The following is a 19513-nucleotide window of genomic DNA, read 5'->3' as shown; positions in this document are numbered from 1 at the left end:
GTCACACTACCGTCCTGCCTCGCTTTCACAGATACGCCCGCGCGTGCAGCAGCGCGAGTTCGGCGAGTTCGCCGTCGGCCGTCAGCTCCCCCGCCGCGGCGCCCCGGGTGCGCCGGGTCGCGACCCGGCACCACGCCAGCAGCGGGCCGCGCAGCACATCGGTCGCGTCGTCGGGGCCGACGGCGTGGCCGGTGCCGTCGCACGCCGTCAGCTCCAGCCGCAGGGTGCGGTCCGCGGGCGGGCGCACCCGCGCCCGGCCCAGGGCGTAGCGCAGGGTGGCGTGGCCGAGCGCGGCGATGTGGCGCAGCCGGGGCGTCTCGGCCACCGGCAGCCCCAGCGCGTCCCGGATGTCCAGGCCGTGCGCCCAGTGCTCCATGAGCCGGGCGGTGGCGAACACCTCGGTGGTCATGCCGAATCCCCAGGCCACGCGGTCGCCGGGGGCGCGTTCGGCCATCAGCCGACGGGTCGCCGTACCGGCCCGGTCCCACCAGGCGGTCAGGTCGCCGGGCGACAGCCCGTCACCCCGGCGGCACCCGGCGGCGGTGAAGTCCTCGGCGGTCGGGTACGCGGGGACGGCCGCGGCGAAGGCGCGCGGGCCGCCCGTCAGGGTGTCGCGGGCGACCTCCTCGGTGTCGGCCAGATGGGACACCTGGTCGGCCACGGTCCAGCCGTCCGCCGCCGAGTCACGGGCCCAGTCGTCGTCGGTGAGGGAGCGCACCAGGGCGCCGAACTCCCGCTGCTCGTCGGCGAGATCGGCCAGCTCCTCGCGCACCGGGGTCGCGGGCTCGCGTACCGGGGTCACAGGATCGCCACCGTTCCCGCCGAGCCGTCCACCGCGACCGGGCCGCCCGCGGCCAGCCGCTCCAGAGCCGCCGCGCCGACCCCGGTCACACAGGGCACCCCGAGTTCGCGGGCGACGATGGCGGCGTGGCACAGCATCCCGCCCTCGGCGGTGACCAGGGCGGCGGCCTCCGCCATCAGCGGGACCCAGTCCGGGTCGGTCTGCTCGGCGAGCAGCACCGCGCCCGGCTCCCAGCGGGGGTCGTCGATGTCCCGCAGCCGCAGCGCCCGGGCGGTGGCCGCCCCGGCGGAGGCCGCGATGCCGTGCACGACCTTCTCGTCCGCCTCGGCGGCGGGCCCCGGCGACTCCCCCAGCACGGTGGTCATCGGCCGGAACTGAAGCCACACCAGGCCGCTGTCGAGCAGGGCGAATTCCAGGTCGGCGGGCATGCCGAGCGCGTTCTGCACCGCGACGCACGCCGCGCCGACCGGCAGCCCGCCGCTCGTCAGCGGCTCCGGCTCCGATCCCCCGGCGGGCCCCTCGGGCGTCCACTCCTCCCAGGCGGGGGTGACGGCGCCGGAGACCAGGGCGTCGCCACTGCCGCGCACCCACTCCAGCCGTCCCCGGCCGGGGCCGCGGCCCAGCCACAGCCCGCTGCGCGCCGGGGTGCGGAAGGGCTGGAGCAGCACCGCCATCCCGACGTCGAGGACCGGTCCGGACGCGGTGCGCTCCCGGTAGGCGGCGACCCGGCCGCTGCGCGCGGAGTCCCGTACGGCGGCGATGGCGGTGGCCAAGCCGTCGGCGGGGACGTCGAGTTCGCTGCGGAACATGCCCGCGTAGCTGAGCGCCGCCCCGTCCTCGACCGTGGCCGAGCTGCGCACCGCCCAGCGCGGGGCGACGGCCGCGAGCCGGGCGAGGTCGTCGGCGGCGGGCTCGGCGCCGACCGGCACCACCCAGGTGTCGGGGATGGTCGCCCCGGCGCGCAGCAGCGCGGCGAGCCCCACGGCCTTGCCGCCGACCGCGCTCCGGTCGCCGTCGCCGAGTTCGCCGGTGAGCCGCAGCACCGTGTCCGCGCCGGTCACGGGAGCGCCCACGGGGATGTCCGCGGGGGCGTCCGCGGGGGCGTCCGCGGGGATGTCCGCGCCGCTCACCGCGCCGTCCCCGCCCGTTCCTCGGCCTCCCGCTCGATCCCCAGCGAGAGCAGCAGATCGCGGTGCAGCTCCATCCAGACATCGTGGTACGAGTCGCACATGACGCCGGTGAACGCCTTGTGGTCGCCGTCGCGCAGCCGGGCCAGGGCGCCGGTGAGCCCGTCGGCGTAGCGCCCGAACCGGGGGCGTACGGCAGCAAGTTCGGCAAGAACCGGAGCGGCCTCGTCGTGCACGGCGCCGAGTTCGGCCACCCGCGCCTGGTCGTAGGCGGCGTCGGTGTGGTCGTTGGTGGCACCGTCGCGGAGCTGCCAGCGGGTGCACAGCTCCTTGAACCGGTCGTTCACCGGCAGGAAGCGCTCATATCCCGGTCGCAGCCGGTCCCGGCCGTCGCCCGCCAGGTCGTCGGCGATCAGCGCGGTGTGCCGCTCGCGGCCCTCGGCCGTGATGCGCCACAGCCCGCGCCGCTCCATGTGGGTGGCGAGCCCGTCGGCCCGCAGTTTCTCCAGTTCGGCCAGGACGTCCTCGCGGTCGTGCCCGGCGCCCGCCACCAGTGGGTCGGCCGGTGCCATGCCCTTGATGACCAGGGTGTGCAGGACGTCGAAGGCGGCGGTGTCGGTGTCGCTTTCGGGAAGCAATGCGTCTCCCGTCGTCATGTCGTGGTGGCGTCGGCGCGCAGTTCGTCGAGGAGTCCGACGAGGTCGCCGACCGTCGTGATGGTGGCGGCCTTGGGGTTGTCGACCAGCGCCACGCCGAAGCGTTCCTCCAGGGCCAGCAGGATCTCCAGGGTGGCCAGCGAGTCGATCTCCAGGTCCTGGATGATGCGATCGGTCGGCCGCAGATCCCGATGGACCCGCTTGACCTGGGCGTAGACCTCCTCCAGGGCGGTCAGGGTCTCGGCGTTCGCGGACGTCCGGGTGGAGTCAGGAAGGGTCAAGGATGTTCACCTCTCCGGTACTGCCGTTGATGGAGACGGCCGTGCCCGCAGGCAGCGAGGCCGCGCCGGGATAGCCCACGACGCACGGAATCCCGTACTCGCGGGAGAGGATCGCGATGTGCGACAGATCGCTGCCGCGCTCGCTGAGCACGCCCTCGGCGAAGGGCAGCAGCGGGGCGATGTCCGCGTCGGCGGACGAGCAGACGATGATCACGGGCTCGTCGGGCAGATCGCCCTCGGGCGTCATCACCGTACCGGTGCCGATGCCGGGCGCCACCCCGCGCAGCCCCTGGGGCGTCTGGCTCAGCCACGGCCGGATCACCCCGTCGTCGCCGGTGAGATCGAGGTGTTCGGGCATGGGGGTGGCGAGCGCCGCCCGGCAGGCCTCGATCCGCGGCCGGGCCCGCTCGATCAGCCCCGGCCGGGTGGCCAGCTCGGTGAACTCCCGGATCGTCAGATACGGCCACAGGTCGGCGTCGCCGCCCATCGAGGACGCCAGCGCGGGCAGCAGCCGCCGGTAGATGTGCAGGGTGCGCATCGCGAGGGACTTGGAGTGCTCGCGCCCCGCCATCATCTCGCCGACGGCGACCGCGAGCGACCGTACGGTGCGGCTGCGCCAGGGCGAGACCATCCCGGACAGGGCCTCGGCCGGGTCGATCGGCGCCACGGACGCCTCGCCACTGCCGCCCGCCACCTGCTTGTGCCGCACCGCGTAGTCCTGCCAGGGCGCCTGCCCGTCCGCGACCTCGTAGAAGGAGGAGGCCAGGAAGTCGCCGGGGCCGAACGGGTCCAGGGTGGACGCCGCGGTGTGCAGCCGGTCCCAGACCAGTTCGCGCGGCCGGGTCAGCCAGTGCGCGATCTCCTTGCCGTGCCGCAGCAGCTTGCCGTAGACGCGCCGCTGGAGCGCGCGGACCGGCACCAGCCCGGAGGTGGTCAGGATGTGCACCGCCCAGGCCTCTTCGAGGACGGGCAGCGCGTCGCGCAGCACCCCGGCCAGCGCGACGGGGCTGTCGGTGGTGGTCGCGGCGCGCAGCCCCCACTCCAGCTCGGCGACCCGCTCCTCCAGGGCGCGCAGCCGCGGTCCGGTGTCGCGCAGTTCGCCCAGCAGCTTGGCGCTGCCCGCGACCTGGCGGACCCGGCCGGAGCGCAGCGCGGTGAGCTCCTCCGGGGAGTCGATGCCCTCGAAGTAGGCGTCGGTGACGTCGCTCGGCTGGAGTCCCGGGATGGAGGCGGACAGATGGCAGTAGGCGGCCAGGTTGTGGTACGGACGGCAGCCGAAGTAGCCGACGAAGACGTAGTGTCCGCCCTCGGCCCAGGCCGGGCGGCCCCACAGCCGCCGGGCCAGGGCCCGGGTGCCGCGCTCCATCGGGTCGCCCACCAGCGACCAGGACATGGGCGAGAGCCGCTGCGGGGCCACTTCGCCGAAGTTGCCCGCCGAGTAGACGCGGAAGTACGGATGCGGATCGGTGTCGACCGACATCTCCACGGTCTGCGGTTGCTCGGTCGCCTCCTCGGTCATACGAGGGCCCTCCTCTCCGTACCGCCGCGCAGCGCCTCACCGGTGGCCCCGAGGTAGTCGGGGTCGGGGACGGGCCAGGGCTCGGGGATCTCCTTGAGGACGTTCACGTCCAGGTCGAACCAGGGCTCGGTGTACTCCGTCAGCTCCCGTGGCGCACCGACCCGTTCGCCGATCAGGCGAGTGAACCGGCCGAGCGGCCCGGCCTCGACGATCTTCGGCACCACGCCCCAGGGTCGGCACACCTCGGTGAACACCTCCCCCAGCGTGGGCATCGCCGGGTCGAACCAGGTCCAGGTGGACCGGCCGATGGGCGTGGTGAGCGCCTTCAGCACGATCTGCGCGGCGGAGGTCGCGTCGGTGATCCAGCAGGGGAAGTCCCCGCGCCGGGCCAGGTGCACCGGGTATCCGGCGAGCAGATGCGGGAAGACCATCGGCAGTCCGTGCCGGGTGTCGGGCCGTCCGCCGCGCGGGTCGGGGCCGAGCACCGGGCCGAAGCGGACGACGCCGACGGGCAGTTCGGGGGTGTCCCGGACCAGACGTTCGGCGCAGTACTTGCCGTACTCGTACCAGTTGCGGAAGCGCTGGCCGGTGTACAGCTCGCGGTTGGTGACGCGGCCCTTGGCGCGGCCGAGCGCCAGCAGCGAGGAGATGTGCACGGCCTGCCGCAGTGCGGGCATCTCGCGCAGGAAGGCCAGCGCGGAGCGCATCCCGGAGCTGTGGGTCTCCAGCACCTCACCGGGGCCGGAGGTCCAGGACACCGAGCCGAAGCAGAGCACCACATGGGTGGTCTCCTCCCGGACCCGGGCCAGGTCGGCGGCGGACAGGCCGAGGCGCGGCATCCGTACGTCGCCGCGGACGCCCTCGCCGACGGCGGTGCGGCCGCTGCGGGAGAGCACCCGGACGGTGGCGCCGTCCCGTTCGCACGCCTGCGCCACGGCCGTGCCCAGGAACCCGGAGCCGCCCAGGATCAATACGTTCATGCCGGGATCGTTCATGCCGGGATCGTTCATGCCGGGATCGTTCATGCCAGGAACCTCGACAATCCGCTGTCGGCGGGGGCCAGGGGGCGCTTGGGCGCCGGGAGGTCGAACAGGAGCCGGGCGAGCAGTTCGGTGGAGGGCTCGGGCAGCGGCCCGTCCACCAGACCGGCCAGCCGACCGCGCTCCATCACCCGGTCGAGCCCGATGTAGCGCAGTCCGATGAGGCTGTTGCGCCACGCCTGGGACAGCGGCAGGAAGCGTTCGGCGTTGGCGGAGAGCCACAGCACCTGCTCGGCGGAGGCCGGGACCAGCCGCAGCCACTTGCCGAAGTGCAGCGGGGAGATCGCGCGCGCCACCTCCAGCAGGCCGCGGATGGACGGGGCCCGCTCCCCGGCGGACAGATGGGTGACGACGGGCTCGGGGCGCGGGCCGGAGCGGTGCAGCCCGGCCAGCGCGTCCAGCAGGGTGCCCGCCGCCAGGTCGCGCGGCAGGACGTCGACCCGGGCACCGCGCATGGCGGGCAGCACCCGGCCGGGCAGCTCGTCCCACCGCTCGGCCAGCAGGTACAGCGAGTTGCGCTTGCGGGTGGCGCCGGTCTGCGAGTCGCCGAGCAGGGCGGCGACCCGGCTGATGAGGACATCGGGCTCGCCGGGGCCGTGCCGCCGCATCAGCTCCTGTTCGGCCAGCCATTTGCTGTGCTCGTACGCGGTGCGGTGGCGGTCGGGGGCGAGCGGTGTCTCGGCGATCCGGCCGAGGGTGCCGCCCGCGACGAAGATCGACGACGCGTAGCCGTAGACCACCCGGCGGCCCGAGCGGCGCTGGAGCTCGCGGGCGACCTCGTAGCCGTTGCGGGCGCCCAGCACGTTCACCGCGTACAGATCGCGGCCGCTGCCCGCCCAGTTGGTGTCCCCGGCGAGGTTGACGACGGCGTCGACGTCCTCGGCCAGCTCGTCCAGCTCCGCGTCCGTCAGCCCCCACAGCGGTTCGCGTACGTCGCCGCCGACGCGGGCCGCGGCGAGCGAGGGAAACAGCCGCTCGAAGGGGACCTGGCCGGGGCGGGCGCGGCGCACCAGCGGCACGATCTCGACCCCGCGCCGCGGGGCGATCTCGGCGACCGCGGTGCCGAGTTGTCCGGTGATTCCGGTCAGCAGCAGCTTCATCCGAGATCGACACCCTCGTCGTAGGCCGCGTTGTCGGGCACCAGTCCCCCGGCGACCAGCTCCCACATCATCTCGTCGGTGCCGCCGCCGAGCCGGGCCAGCCGGGAGTCGCGCCACATGCGGGCGAGCGGCGTCTCGTCCTCGAGATAGCCGGGGCCGCCGAACAGGTGCATGCACTCGCTCATGACCTCTTCGACGAACCGCGCCGCCGTGGTCTTGAGCGCCGCGATCTCGCGGGTGCCGCACGCGCCGGGCACGGCTACGCCCTGGGCGGCGGTGTAGACCGCGTAGCGCAGCGCGATCAGCCGGGACGACAGTTCGGCCAGCCGCAGCCGCAGCGCCTGCTGTTCGATCAGCGGTTTGCCGAACTGCTTGCGGCGCTGGAGGTGGGCGGTGGCCAGTCCGATGGCGCGGGCGGCGCCGCCGACGGCCTGGGCGGCGATGGAGAGCCGTTCGTGGTTCAGCCCCCAGGTGGCGCCGAGCAGTCCGCCGCCGCGGCGGCCCACCAGGGCCTCGTCGGGGACCTCGGCGTCGATGACCATCCAGGTGGTGTCGAGCGCGGAGGTGCCCGCCTTGTCGAGCCGTTTGCGCGGCGTGAGTCCGTCGCGCGGTACGGCGAGCAGCCCGAGCCTGCCGTCGACCGGCCCCGAGCCCTCGTCCAGGCGGCACAGCAGCAGGGCGACGTCGCAGACCAGGCCGAGCGACAGATACTTCTTCTCGCCCGTGACCCGCCAGCCGCCGGGCGTCTTGCGGGCGACCGTGCGCACCCCGTTGAGGTCGGAGCCGCCGGTCGGTTCGGAGGCGCCGAGACAGCCCACCAGCCGCCCTTCCAGCGCCCCGGCCCGGTACTCGGCGAGCAGCGGGGAGTCCCCGAAGCGGGTGAGGATGGAGAGGACCGTCTCGCAGTGCAGGCTGAGCCCGACCGACAGGCTGGCGTGCCCGAGCCGGCCGCTCTCCTCGGCGATGATCACGCCGAGTCCGGGGTCGCCGTACGGGTCGGCCGGGGACGACGCGCGCCAGCGCTCCTCGAACAGTCCGGCGCGACCGAGTTCGGCCAGCGCGTCGCGCGGGAAGAGCCCCTCGGCCTCGGCCTGTTCGGCGACCGGTTCGAAGGTCCGCCGCAGCAGCTCCGCAACGCGTTTGCGGGTGTCCTCCACCCGTTCGCCGAACGGCCCGGCCGTGAAGAGGCGGGAGGTCTGCTCCGCCGGTGCGGTCTGCTCCGCCGGTGCGGCCACAACACTCACGAGTCGTTACGCTCCTTCAGTTCACCCGCCACGTACGACAGCCACAGCGAACGGCGGCGGGGCTTGCGGCTGGAGGTCAGGGGGATGGTGCCGCGCTTGACGTACAGCACCTCGGCGCGGGCCGCGTCGCCGGTGAACGACGCGATGACGGACAGCGCGTCGTCCAGCCGGTCGCCCAGCGGGCGTTCGGTGACCAGCAGCACCCTCGGTTCGCCCCCGGTGATCCCGGCGACGACGGTCGCGTACCGCCGGGAGACGGCCCCGGAGGCGACGAGTTCGAGTTCGATGTCCTCGACGAAGACGTTCTGGCCGTTGATCTTCACGCTGTCGCCGAGCCGGCCGATCACGTACAGCTCCCCGTCCAGCAGGAACCCGGCGTCGCCGGTGTACAGCCTGCCGTCGTGCAGCTTGGCCACGTCCTCGGGGGCGGGGTCGGCGTAGCCGTCGGCGACCGAGGGGCCCTCGACGTAGATCTCCCCGAGCACCCCTTCGGGCTGCGGTGCGCCGTCCTCGTCCAGGATCTCCACGCGCGCGGTCTCCAGCGGCGGACCGCAACTGACCTGCCAGGTCCAGGGTTCGTCGACCGGCACGGTGCTCAGCTCGACGACCTCGCTCACGTCCAGTTTCTCCCCGAGCCGCCGCTCCAGACCGCCCGCCCGCACCATCCGGGCGACGTGGTGCTTGCTCACCCCGGTGACCGCGAGGGTGCCCTCGGCCAGCCCGTACGCGGGCATCAGCGCCCGTACGTCGAAGCCGTGCGGGCCCAGCAGCGCGGCGAAGCGGGCCAGCACCGCGGGGTCGATCCGCTCCGCGCCGCTGACCACGGCGCTCAAGCCGGAGAAGTCCAGCCCTTCGAGGTCCTCGGGGCGGACCGCCGACAGCACCCGCTCGAAGCCGAAGTTGGGCATGCACATGTTGGAGTACGGGGTGCGTCCGTACTCGGCGATCCAGCCGCGGGTGTCCCGGATGAACTGCTCGGGCCGCATCAGCGCATGCTCCACCTGGAGGGTCAGCGCGCCCAGCAGCCCGCCGACCAGCCCCATGTCGTGGTAGAGCGGCAGCCAGGTGACCGCGCCGTAGCCCACCGGGTTCATCCAGCCCTCGATCATGCGCAGGTTGGTGGCCAGGTTGGCCATCGAGATGCGCAGTCCGCGCGGTGAGCCGCGGGAGCCCGAGGTGAACTGGAGCACCGCCAGCTCGCCCCAGGCGCGCGGCGCCTCCTCCGGGCGGTCGGCGTACTGCGGCGCCAGCACGTCGGTGCCGCCGCCGAGCCGGGCCACGTTCTCCGCGACCACGTCGTGGTAGCGCGGGTCGGCGATGGCGTGCCGCGGATGGATGCGGGCGGTGATGGCCTTCAGCTGGTTCTGGTAGCCCTCTCCCCCGCGCAGCGCGAGCGGCAGGGGCAGCACGGACGGGGTGGCGCCGATCGCGAGCAGCCCGAAGAACTGCGTGACGAAGTCCTCCCCGCCGGGCAGCACCAGCGGCACCACGTCGCCGGGCCGCACCCCCGCGTCGGCGAGCGCGGCGCCCGCGCCCAGGGTCCGCCCGGCCAGCTCCCGGTAGGTGAGCCGCTGCCAGGAGCCGTCGTCCAGCCGGAACCGCATCCCGCGCTCGTCCGACGGGTCGTCCAGCCAGCCGAACACGCGGTCGTGGTCGGGTGTTTCAGGCCGGGAGTTGCGCTGCGGCGTTCGCTGCGATGTTCGCTGCGACATGGTGACCTTCCCCCTCTATTCGGTCGGCCGGGTGTCCGGTCCGGGCCCGGCGCTCCGGTCCCGCAGCAGCCGCGCCAGCTCCAGCCGCTGCACTTTGGCGGTGGCGGTGCGCGGCAGTTCGTCCAGGCTCAGCTGCACCGGCGGCCGCATCGGGGCCAGTCGGGCAGCCGCCTCCTCCCAGCGGGCGAGGTCCAGCGGCCCGCCGTCCCGGGTCACCACGACCGGGGTCGGCGCGCCCTCCTCGCCGGGGACGACCACGACCTCCAGGAGGCTGTCGAGCCGCGACATCAGCAGGTCCTCGGCCTCCAGCGCGCTGCCGAAGCCGGGGATGACGTCGACCTCGCGGTCGGAGACGTGCAGACAGCCCCAGCGGGTGCGGTAGCCGACGTCGCCCATCCGCCACCAGCCGTCGTCGAGTTGCCGCTGGAAGCGGGCGTCCTCGCCGAAGTAGGTGAGCGCCCGGCCGTCGGAGCGGACCTCGATGAAGCCGGGGTCGCCGGGGCCGGGGGTGCGGCCGTTGCGGTCGACCACCCGGACCGCCGTCATTCCGGGGAACGGGAAGCCGACACAGCGTCCGTCGGCGGACATCGCGCGCCGCCGGGAGGTGGCGCGGCCGACGGTCGGCCCGACCTCGCTCTGTCCGTACAGCTGGAGGTGGAACGGGCGGCGGCGCCGGGAGGCGCCCAGGATCTTCTGCACGGTCCGCGGATGGATGGCGTCGAACGTGCTGCTCAGCGCCAGGACGTTGGACAGCGGACCGCGCGGGTCGTCGGCCAGCGGCTCCCACTCCACGAACGTGTTGGGGTGGGCCTCCAGCACACCGGGCTTGACCTCGGCGAAGATGTCGGCGATCCGCTCGGGCGTGGCGTCCTTGGTGATGACGATCGGGAAGCCGCGCTTGAGCGCGATGGCGAGCGCGGTCACCAGGCGCGAGTGCACGAACGACACCCGGACGGCGAGGGTTTCGCGGCCGCGTATCAGCAGCCGGGCGCCGAGCGCCTGCGGGCGGTAGCGGGCCCGCAGCGAGCGGGCGGTGTGCACGACGAGCTTGGGGGTGTCGGTGGTGCCGGAGGTGTGGGTCAGCAGCGCGGGACGCCTGGTCCTGGTCCTGGTGTACGGGCGCAGATGCGCCTCGGGGTCCCGCCGCAGCGGGGTGGTGCCCTCGGCCTCGCCGGTCACCAGGAAGACCCGCTTGCAGCGCTTGGTGACATCCGGTGGCAGCTCGCCGACCAGCTTCTTCTCGTCGGTGATCAGATGCGGCCAGTCGCAGCGGTTCAGCAGCTCCGCGACGACCTCGCCGGTGAGGCTGGGCGAGAGGGCGACGGGGACCGCGCCGACGCGGGCGACCGCGCAGGTGAGCAGGAAGATGTCGAAGCCGTCCTCTTTGTAGACGGCGACCTTGTCGCCCGGGCGCACCCTCAGATCACGCAGCGCGGACGCCATTTCGGCGACGAGGTTCGCGCAGGCGTAGACGGTGAGGTCGCTGCCCAGCTCCGGTGCGATGTCGAGTTCGTGGTCGAGGGTGATTTTCTGGTACGGGCTCTTCTTGGCAGCCCCGTCGAAGAAGGAGCCCAGGAACAGTCCCCTGTTCCCGATGCGTTGCAGAATCACGGTGGGCGTCACCCCTCGCCATCAGGAGGCGGTTTCGAGTGCGGCCTTGATGCGGGCGAGCGACTGCCGCATATCGCCGTCGATTTTGTCCGACCAGTCGTCGAGGAACTTCTTCACCTCGGCGTCGCTCATGCCGTGGAGAATTCCCCGCATGCCTTCGGTCAGTTCGCCCATCCAGAAGGCGTGGGTCAGCGCACTGCCGCCCGCCGTCGGCTCGACCGTGAACGACCATACGCTCTCCTGGGCGCGGCCGTCTTTGGTGCGCATGGCCCAGCTGAACACGCGCGGGGCGACGGATTCCACGACCTCGCATTGCGTGGTCCAGTCCCCGCGCACGACCGGCGCCCAGGCGACCACATCCGGCTCCCGGTGGTTGCGCGCGGTGAAGACGGAGCCGACGGCCGCGGGTTCTCCTTCGCTCCACTCCCCGCCCAGGCACTCGGGGCTCCAGTCACCGCTGCGGGTGAGGTCGCTGACATAGGCGAAGACGGCGGCGGGATCGGCGCGGATTTCGGTGGTGGCGTCCACGCGGAACGTTTCCGTGGAACTCATGGGTCGGCACCCCTCTATCGGGCTGAGGTCTTCTCGGCAGCCAGGAAGTCGAGCATCTGCTCGGTGGTGTGGATCGCCGCGCAGCAGCGCGCGGCATAGTCCAGCGCGGACCGGTGGTGGTCGGCGGTGAAATCGGCGAGGGCGTCCGCCACCAGAAACGGCTGGATATCGGAGCTGAAGGCGTCGACCGCCGTCATGAGACAGCCGACATGGGCATAGACCCCGCACACGATCAATTGATCGCGGCCGGACTTCTCAAACAGACCACGGAGTTCGGAGCGGACGAAAGCGCTGTAACGCCACTTCGTCAGCACGGTGTCCCCGTCGGCCGGGCGCAGCGGTTCCACGATCCCGGTGTCCCGCTCGTGCGCGGACATCCCGGGCCCCCAGAAGTCGTACAGCAGACCGCGCTGGCCGCGGTCCATGTCGCCGGGCTGGGCCGAGTACACCACCGGCATGCCGAGCGCGGCGGCCCGGTCGCGCAGGGCGCGGGTGTTGGCCAGCAGCTCGTCGTACGGGGCGCTGGCCGGGTCGTAGGGCGCCAGGAAGTACGCCTGCATGTCGTGGAAGAAGAGGACGGCGCGCTCCGGGTCGGGCCGCCAGTCGACCTGGTTCTTCGGCAGATCGGCCGCGGTCGGCATCGGATAGGGCGCGATGGCGGGAATGCCCATGGCCTTTTCTCACACCCCCAGAATGGCGCCGCCGTCGACGCACAGGTCCTGCATGGTGATGTGCCGGGCCCGGTCGGAGGCGAGGAAGAGAACGGCGTCCGCGATGTCACCGGGTTCGGCGATCCGGCGCAGCGGGATTCCGGTCTTGTACGTGGCCATCGAACCGTCGATCGTGGTTTGCCGGTCGGATTCCGCGGACCACAGAGAACGCAGCATGTCGGTGTCGGTCGAACCGGGCGACACCACGTTGCAGCGGATTCCGTATTCCGCCAGTTCCAGTCCGAGGGACTTGGTGTAGAGGGACGCGGCGGCCTTCGACGCACCGTATGCCGCCATATGCACCCGGGGTATGCGCCCGGCGTTGGAGGCGACGGTCACGATGGCTCCCTCGCCGCGTTCCTTCATGCGCGAGGCGACGGCCCGGGAACAGTGGAAGACACCGTCCAGATTGATCGAGAAGATGGCCCGCCAATCGAGGTCCGACATCTCCAGCGCGGACCCGGCGCGCATCACTCCGGCCGCGTTCACCAGCAGGTCCACGGCACCGAGTTCGGTTTCGATCCGGTCGACGACCGCGTTGATGCGCCCGCTGTCGGTGACATCGGCGGGAAAGGCGGCGGCGGTCAGTCCGTCCGCCGCCATCTTCTCCACCAGATCGGTCAGCCGGTCGGCATCCTTGTCCACGGCGGCCACCAGAGTTCCGCCGCCCGCGAGTGCCCGTGCGATGGCGGTTCCGATTCCGCCGGCCGCGCCGGTGACCAGTGCGACCCGGCAGGCGATGTCCTTGTGCTCGGTCAAATCCTCACCTTCCAGAAGAGAAGGGCAGCCGCCGGGCGGAGCGAAGAGACGCCGCGTATGTTCGGCGGATGTATTCCGAGTCTACGGATTCCTATGCGCGAATCCAGGTGCGCATCAATTCGGCTGCCTGGTCGGGATTCAGCCGCGGATCGCACAGCGTCGTATAGCGCTCGGCCAGTCGCTCGACCCCGTCGACCTTTCCGCCGAGACATTCGGTGACATCCGATGCGGCGACTTCGAGATGGAGTCCGGCGGGGTGCTCCCCCGCCGCTTCCAGGACTCTCTTGCAGCGGACCGCCTCGTCCACGATGGCGCTCAGGTGCCGGGTTTTCACCCCGCCCGCCCGCACGGTGTTGCCGTGCATCGGGTCGCTCAGCCAGACCGCCCGGTGGCCCCGGGCCCGTACGGCGGCCACCAGGGGCGGCAGCAGTTCGGTGACCCGCTCCGCGCCCATGCGCGCGATCAGGGTGAGTCTGCCGGGGGTCCGGTCCGGGTCCAGCAGGGCGCACACCTCGGCCAGTTCGGCGGGGTCGGCGGAGGGGCCGAGCTTGAGCGCGACCGGGTTGGCCACCTGGGACAGCAGCCGCACATGGGCCGAGCCGGGCGCTCTGGTGCGGTCGCCGAGCCAGGGCAGATGGGTGGAGCCCAGGATCCGCCGCCCGGCGTCAGTGCGGACCAGCGGGGCCTCGTAGTCGATGACCAGCGCGTCGTGGCTGGCCCAGGGCCCGTCGGGGAACGGCCGCGTGCGGCGTCCGGCGCGGCGGTCCCGGTCGCGGGCGAGGACCCGTAACACCTCGGCGCTCGCCTCGTACGCCCGCACCATCCGCCGCGGATCGTGCGCCCGCGCCCCGGCGGACGGTGCCTCGCCGTTGACCATGTGGCCGCGGAAGGCGGGCAGCTGCACCCCGTCGACGTCCTCGAAGGGACTGCTGCGCGGCTTGGCGAACTGGCCGCCGATCCGCCCGACCCGTAACACCGGTCCGTCGCCGCCGAGTTCATCGGCGAGGGCGTGCAGCACCGCCGTCTTGGCGCGGACGTGATCGGCGCCGGTCTCCTCGAAGCTCTCCGCGCAATCGCCGAGCTGGACCATCCGCGCCCCGCCACCGGCCACCACCGCCAGCCCCCGGCGCAGCCGGGCCAGTTCCGCGGCGGTCACCAGCGCGGGCGCGGCGGCCAGCGCGGCGCGGCTCGCCACGTAGTCCGGGTGGGTCTTCCACTCCGGCTGCTGGGCGGCCACCGCCCCCTCGGGCCAGGAGGGTCCGGGCGCGGCCCGGGTGCCGTCGCCGATCACCGGTCGGCTTCGCATTCGATCAGCTCGGCGGGGTGCCGCAGCGCCCAGCCGAGCAGGTCGGCGAGGAGGTCGGTGCCGTGCTCGGTCAGCACCGACTCCAGATGGAACTGGGTGGCGGCGAACCGCTCGCCGCGCACCGCGTGCACCTCGCCGGTGGCCGGGTTGCGGCACAGCTCGACGGCGCCGCGGGCAAGTGGGGAATGCAGCCGGTCGGCGGTGTGGCGGGCGGCGTAGGAGTTGTAGAAGCCGACGGGCTCGGACCGTCCGAAGAAGTCGATGCGGCGCTGGGTGCCCTGGTTGGGCCGCTCCCTGGGGAAGAGTTCGAGCCCCAGCAGCGCGCACAGCACCTGGTGGCTGAGGCATTCGCCGACGAACGGGATGCCCCGGGCGAAGAGCCGGACGATCAGGTCGGCGATGCCGCGCACCTTGGGGTCGGTGGTGGCCCGGGGGTCGCCGGGGCCGGGCCCCAGGACGACGCAGTCGTAGCCGTCGACGTCCCCGGGCGCCACCGCGTCCCAGGAGCGGATGGTGGCGTCCAGGCCCAGCGAGCGGGTCTGGTGGCCGAGCATGCCGGTGAACATGTCCTCGGCGTCGACGATCAGCACCCGTCCGGCGTCCGGACCGGCCGTCCGTACGGGCCGGTCGTCCTCCTTGCCCAGCCAGAAGGCGGAGAGACCAGCGTTGCGCCGCTCCAGCGCACTGATCACCTTGGGGTCGTGGGCGAGTGGCGCACCGCCGCCCGCGGGCCGGGCCGGTGCCGCGGGCCCGGCGCACCGCCGCTCCAGTCCGGTGGCGGCCAGCAGCGCGTCCACCTTGGCCCAGGTCTCGGCGACCTCCGCGGCGGGCCGGGAGTCCCGGACCAGGGTGGCGCCGACGTCGATGCGCAGGTCGCCCTCGCGGCCTATGTCGGCGGTGCGGATGAGGATCGCCGAGTCCAGGGTGTCCCGGCCGGTGGTGTCCCGGCCGAGGAGGGCCAGGGCGCCGCCGTAGTAGCCGCGTCCGCTCTCCTCGTGCCGGGCGATCACCCGGCAGGCGTTCTCCAGCGGGCTGCCGGTGATGGTCGGCGCGAACATCGTCTCGCGCAGCACCTCGCGGACGTCCCGCGAGGTGGCGCCCTCCAGCAGGTATTCGGTGTGCGCGAGCTTGGCCATCTCGCGCAGATGGGGGCCGCGGGCCCGGGCGCCGCGGTCGCAGACCCGGGCGAGCATCTTCAGCTCCTCGTCCACGACCATGAAGAGTTCGTCGGTCTCCTTCTGGTCGCCCAGGAACTCCAGCACCCCGTCCAGGTCCGCGCCGGAGGGCGGATAGCGGTAGGTGCCGCTGATCGGGTTCATCCGCGCGGTGCCCCCGTCGACCTGGACGTGCAGCTCCGGGGAGGCGCCGACGAAGGTGCGGTCGCCGGTGTGCATCACGAAGGTCCAGTAGGCGCCGGACTCCATGGTGAGCAGCCGCCGGAAGACGGTCAGGGCGACCTCGGGCCGGTAGTCGCCCAGGGTGGCCCGGAAGGACCGCCTGATGACGAAGTTGGAGCCCTCACCGGCCCGGATCTCCTGGTCGAGGATCTTCTCCACGACCTTCTCGTAGTCCTCGTCCCCGATGTCGAACCCGCCGTCGTGCAGGGCGACTTCGGCGTCGGGCAGCAGATCCAGCGCCTCTTTGACGGGGAGGGCGGCGCGGCGCTCCGCGGTCAGCGCCAGGATCGGTTCGCCGTCGTCGTTGCACGCGTAGCCGCGCTCGGTGACCTGGCGGAAGGGGATGGCCGCCAGCACCTCGGCCGGTCCGCCGCCCCCGGAGCCCGGGTCCGCGGGGCCGGGCGACGGCAGTTCGGCGAGCGATCCCACCTCGGCCACCGTCCCGGTCAGCACCTCCACCTCGTGCCCGCCCGCACACGCTCTGCGCAGCAGGGCGAACGGGGGCGGGTCGGGCGCCACCAGCGTGTGGAGGAGATCCTGGGCATCCGTGTCGCGGAGGCCCCTGACTTGATGGCTCGTCATGCCTGCCTTCCCTAGGGGGTGTCTTGTCGATCAGGCCGGATCAGCGAGCGGCGTCTGGTGCGGTGGCTCGCACGTCGCGTGAGGAGAGCGCAGCGGCGCTGCGTGCGACGAGCGCGGCGCCGCGAGGTGCCGTGCCAGGCGTCGGGAGCCCGGCATGATCGGCACGACACCCCCTGGGCGCCGAGAAGCTGACTCACGATGCGACGGGTATCGACCCGCTGGGAGTGGATGGACGAAGGAGACGAAGTAAACGAACGGGGAGGTGAACGAACGGGACGGACGCGGAACGTCAGCCCGACGCCTGCCGGCTGGAGCGCTGCTCCAGCTCCGTGGCGAAGTCCTGCCACGCCCTGCTGCATTCACGTGCGGCCGTGGCGATCAGCTCCACGCGGTGCGGCGGGACGTTGTCGCTGATCCGGGTCCACTCTTGCGGGCCCACCGTGCAGGCGTCCAGCAGCCGCAGCAACGTGCGGCCCGACTCGGAGAGCCGCAGCGAAGGGTCCTTGCGCAGGTTGTGGATCAGCGCGGGGAGGTCGGTGGCGCGGTCGGCGCCGTCGATGCGGGCCACCGCCTTGGGCACCAGCGGGGTCGCGGTGGCCGCCGCCTCGGACTCGCGGCGTACGGGCCCCACGGGGGCCTCACCGCGCCGCAGCCGGTCGCGGACGTCCCGCACGGTGGCGGCACAGACCCCGGCCTCCCGGGCGACCTCCCGCAGCGAGACACCCGGGCGCTCGGCGAGGATCCGGCCGGCCTGGAGACGGCCCTCGGCGGCGTCGACCGGGCGTTCCCGGCCGTCGCGCCCGAGCCGGGTGCTCGACTGGGGAATTTCCCCACTCGCACGGCGGCGGATCGCGCCGACCGTCTTGTGGGAGAGCCCGGTGACCGAGGCAATGGCTCGATCGGACCACTCCGGATGGGAGTTGATGATACGTTTGGCCGCGGCATTCCTGTCGGCTCGCGGCAGTGGAAGTCCATGTGAGACGTTTGCTTTGACCGCGAGGACGAACGCTTCTTCATCGTCGCACTCGCAGAAAATCGCCTCGATTTTACCCAGGCCGCGCAGATCCGCGGCATGCACCCGATGCATCCCGTCGATGACATGCATCGTCCTGCGATTGACGAGAATGGGCGGCAGTTCGGCATCCGACTCGGCGAGCAGCCGCACATGTTCGTGGTCCGCGCCCGACAGCCGGGGCGAATCAAAGTGCGTTAACTCGCTCAGGGACACCATTTCGGTGGACCGCTGCGACATGATTTCGGCGGTGTCAGCCATGAGCTGACCATTCATGTGCCTATCCCCCTGTGACAATCCGGTGCTTCATGGAAGACAGCAATGGACGAAGACATCAGGAGGCGTACTACCCATGGAGGGCTGGACGCTGGACGACAAGCCCAGCCACATCGACGCGAAGGTGAAGTAATGACCGGCTCAAGGGCCACCCCCGTGGACTTCCGCTTACCCCGTCTGTCTCATGGAACGCGAGCCCCTTGCCACTACCCGGAGCGCCGGCTCCCACACGTCGGCCGGTTCATCGGAGTTCATTACGGCAGATGTCGATAAGGCTCATCCCGGGCCCGACCGGGATCGTTAACGAACCGCGGTATTCACGATTGCGAGTTAACATCAGTTCCAAGACGAAGCGACCGTAGCAGTCGCCGCGCGGAGGACGCAACCAAAACGTGACGGACCGTTTTATGGTCAACTCGCCCTTTGCGAGGTATGCGAGGTGGGCGGCCCCGATGATGAAGATCTAGCGCCGCAGCAGGACGGGCAGTTGTTGATGTCCATTGGAGATGAAGGACTCCAGTGGACGAAGCTCGGCGGCCGGTGCCGCGAGGGCGAGGTCGGGAAAGCGCTCGAAGAGGGCACGCAGGCCGATACGCCCTTCCAGCCTGGCCAGCTCCGCACCCAGGCAGAAGTGGGGGCCGTAGCCGAACGCCAGGTGTTCGCGGCGGGTCGCCCGGGTGAGATCGAAGCGTCCGCCGTGGTCGCCGTGGACCCGCGGATCGCGGTTCGCGGCGGCGTAGTTGACCACGATCGGGTCGCCCTCACGGAAGGTCAGTCCGGTTGCCGGGTCGTGGACGTCCTCGATCGGGAACCGCATGACGATGGAGGCGATCGGTGCCTGATGGCGCAGCGTCTCCTCCACCGCGTCCTCCCATGACGCCTGCCCGGAGCGCAGCAGGGCGAGCTGGTCGGGGTGGGTGAGCAGATTGACGATCGCGTGGTCGAGCAGGTTCACCGTGGTCTCGTGTCCCGCGCCGATCAACAGCAGCACGCTGTCCGCCAACTCCTGCTCGCTGAGCCGGGAGTCGGTCTCGTCGTCGTGTGCGTCGATGAGAACGCTGGTCACATCGTCGCCGGGAGCCTGCCGCTTGATGGCCAGCAGCTCCGTCAACAGCCCGTACAACTCACGGGTGTTGGCCTCCGCCTCCTCCTCCGACAGCCCGGTCGCGAAGACCCCGGCGACCCCGGCGCGGAAGGCGTTGTGCAACTCGTCGGGGACGCCGAGGAGCGTGTTGACGACCATCAGCGGTAACAGCCAGGCGAACCGCGACCGCAGATCCACCGGCGCCCCGGGGGCGGTGGCCTCGGTGGCATCCAACCCGTCGAGCAAAGACTGGGTGATTCCCTCGATTCTCGGCGCGAGGGCCCGCACCCGGCCGGGCGTGAACGCGGCACCGATCAGCCGGCGGAGCCGGACGTGTTCCGGGCCGTATGCGGTCAGCGCGTTACGGACGTCCATCCACAGGCGGAGCGGCCACTTGGGCGGAATACGCTCGTCGATGTAGCTGTCGGGCCAGTGCCGGTGGGCGTCCTTGGAGATCCGGCTGTCCGTGAGCAGCCGCTTGACCAGAGCCGGGTCGGTCACCGCCCACGCCACCACGCCGCCGGGCAGTTCCACCGGGGTCGCCGGACCCCGGTCCCGCAACTGGTCCGCCTCGGTGTGGATGTCACCCGCGGTGGGGTCGAGACGGAAGGGGCAACCGGTGGTCAGCTCGGCACTCATGGTGAGAAATTTTCGCCCCATTGCGCCGCACGAGAAAAGAGGAAAGGCGAACCGAAAGGGATAACATCCACCCCCTCATCCCCATATGCCGCACGAGAAATGCC

At 72.1% G+C, this 19513-nt stretch carries 17 protein-coding genes; all 17 read right to left on the bottom strand.

Annotation, left to right across the window (positions count from 1 at the left end; all coding sequences use genetic code 11):
• Positions 1–25 precede the first annotated feature (25 nt).
• A complete protein-coding gene (locus HYQ63_RS33495; protein ID WP_179937516.1) occupies positions 26–802 on the bottom strand; it encodes a maleylpyruvate isomerase family mycothiol-dependent enzyme in 777 nt (258 codons plus the stop codon).
• The gene (locus HYQ63_RS33490; RefSeq protein ID WP_179937515.1) at positions 799–1932 is read right to left on the bottom strand and encodes a PEP-utilizing enzyme; all 1134 of its coding nucleotides are present in this window, start codon (positions 1930–1932) and stop codon (positions 799–801) included. The genes HYQ63_RS33495 and HYQ63_RS33490 overlap by 4 nt, the downstream gene beginning before the upstream one ends.
• Complete coding sequence (locus HYQ63_RS45055) at positions 1929–2585, bottom strand: MarR family transcriptional regulator (protein WP_179937514.1); 657 nt, start codon at positions 2583–2585, stop codon at positions 1929–1931. Before HYQ63_RS45055 ends, HYQ63_RS33490 begins: the two co-directional genes overlap by 4 nt.
• Positions 2582–2866 carry an acyl carrier protein gene (locus HYQ63_RS33480; protein ID WP_179937513.1) on the bottom strand — a complete coding sequence of 95 codons (285 nt, stop codon included), beginning with the start codon at positions 2864–2866 and terminating at the stop codon, positions 2582–2584. The genes HYQ63_RS45055 and HYQ63_RS33480 overlap by 4 nt, the downstream gene beginning before the upstream one ends.
• Positions 2853–4385, bottom strand: a complete 1533-nt coding sequence (locus HYQ63_RS33475; RefSeq protein WP_179937512.1) for a PEP-utilizing enzyme — start codon at positions 4383–4385, stop codon at positions 2853–2855. Before HYQ63_RS33475 ends, HYQ63_RS33480 begins: the two co-directional genes overlap by 14 nt.
• Positions 4382–5365: an SDR family oxidoreductase gene (locus tag HYQ63_RS33470; protein ID WP_179937511.1), complete on the bottom strand. Its 984-nt coding sequence runs from the start codon at positions 5363–5365 to the stop codon at positions 4382–4384. Before HYQ63_RS33470 ends, HYQ63_RS33475 begins: the two co-directional genes overlap by 4 nt.
• A gap of 41 nt (positions 5366–5406) precedes the next feature.
• Entirely contained in the window at positions 5407–6525 is a 1119-nt protein-coding gene (locus HYQ63_RS33465; RefSeq protein WP_179937510.1) for an SDR family oxidoreductase, read from the bottom strand.
• Positions 6522–7769, bottom strand: a complete 1248-nt coding sequence (locus tag HYQ63_RS33460) for an acyl-CoA dehydrogenase family protein (protein ID WP_179937509.1) — start codon at positions 7767–7769, stop codon at positions 6522–6524. The genes HYQ63_RS33465 and HYQ63_RS33460 overlap by 4 nt, the downstream gene beginning before the upstream one ends.
• Positions 7766–9481: an AMP-binding protein gene (locus HYQ63_RS33455; protein ID WP_179937508.1), complete on the bottom strand. Its 1716-nt coding sequence runs from the start codon at positions 9479–9481 to the stop codon at positions 7766–7768. Before HYQ63_RS33455 ends, HYQ63_RS33460 begins: the two co-directional genes overlap by 4 nt.
• 15 nt (positions 9482–9496) lie before the next feature.
• On the bottom strand, positions 9497–11092 hold the full coding sequence (locus tag HYQ63_RS33450) for a class I adenylate-forming enzyme family protein (protein WP_179937507.1): 1596 nt from the start codon (positions 11090–11092) through the stop codon (positions 9497–9499).
• A 21-nt stretch (positions 11093–11113) separates the two neighbouring features.
• Positions 11114–11644, bottom strand: coding sequence for an SRPBCC family protein (locus HYQ63_RS33445; protein ID WP_123103802.1), 531 nt, complete (start codon positions 11642–11644; stop codon positions 11114–11116).
• A gap of 14 nt (positions 11645–11658) precedes the next feature.
• A complete protein-coding gene (locus tag HYQ63_RS33440) occupies positions 11659–12315 on the bottom strand; it encodes an isochorismatase family protein (protein ID WP_179937506.1) in 657 nt (218 codons plus the stop codon).
• Between the two features lie 9 nt (positions 12316–12324).
• Positions 12325–13113, bottom strand: coding sequence for a 2,3-dihydro-2,3-dihydroxybenzoate dehydrogenase (locus HYQ63_RS33435; protein ID WP_179937505.1), 789 nt, complete (start codon positions 13111–13113; stop codon positions 12325–12327).
• A gap of 91 nt (positions 13114–13204) precedes the next feature.
• Entirely contained in the window at positions 13205–14419 is a 1215-nt protein-coding gene (locus HYQ63_RS33430) for a 3-deoxy-7-phosphoheptulonate synthase (protein ID WP_179937504.1), read from the bottom strand.
• Positions 14401–16398: an anthranilate synthase family protein gene (locus tag HYQ63_RS33425; protein ID WP_179937503.1), complete on the bottom strand. Its 1998-nt coding sequence runs from the start codon at positions 16396–16398 to the stop codon at positions 14401–14403. Before HYQ63_RS33425 ends, HYQ63_RS33430 begins: the two co-directional genes overlap by 19 nt.
• 289 nt (positions 16399–16687) lie before the next feature.
• Entirely contained in the window at positions 16688–17671 is a 984-nt protein-coding gene (locus tag HYQ63_RS33420; protein ID WP_257232306.1) for a ParB/RepB/Spo0J family partition protein, read from the bottom strand.
• A 478-nt stretch (positions 17672–18149) separates the two neighbouring features.
• Entirely contained in the window at positions 18150–19409 is a 1260-nt protein-coding gene (locus HYQ63_RS33415; protein WP_179937501.1) for a cytochrome P450, read from the bottom strand.
• Positions 19410–19513 lie beyond the last annotated feature (104 nt).

Source organism: Streptomyces sp. Rer75 (genome assembly GCF_013414305.1).
In the GTDB taxonomy this organism is placed as follows: domain Bacteria; phylum Actinomycetota; class Actinomycetes; order Streptomycetales; family Streptomycetaceae; genus Streptomyces; species Streptomyces himastatinicus.
The sequence above is the reverse complement of the archived record's forward strand: the minus strand, read 5'-3'. Positions and strand labels throughout refer to the sequence as shown.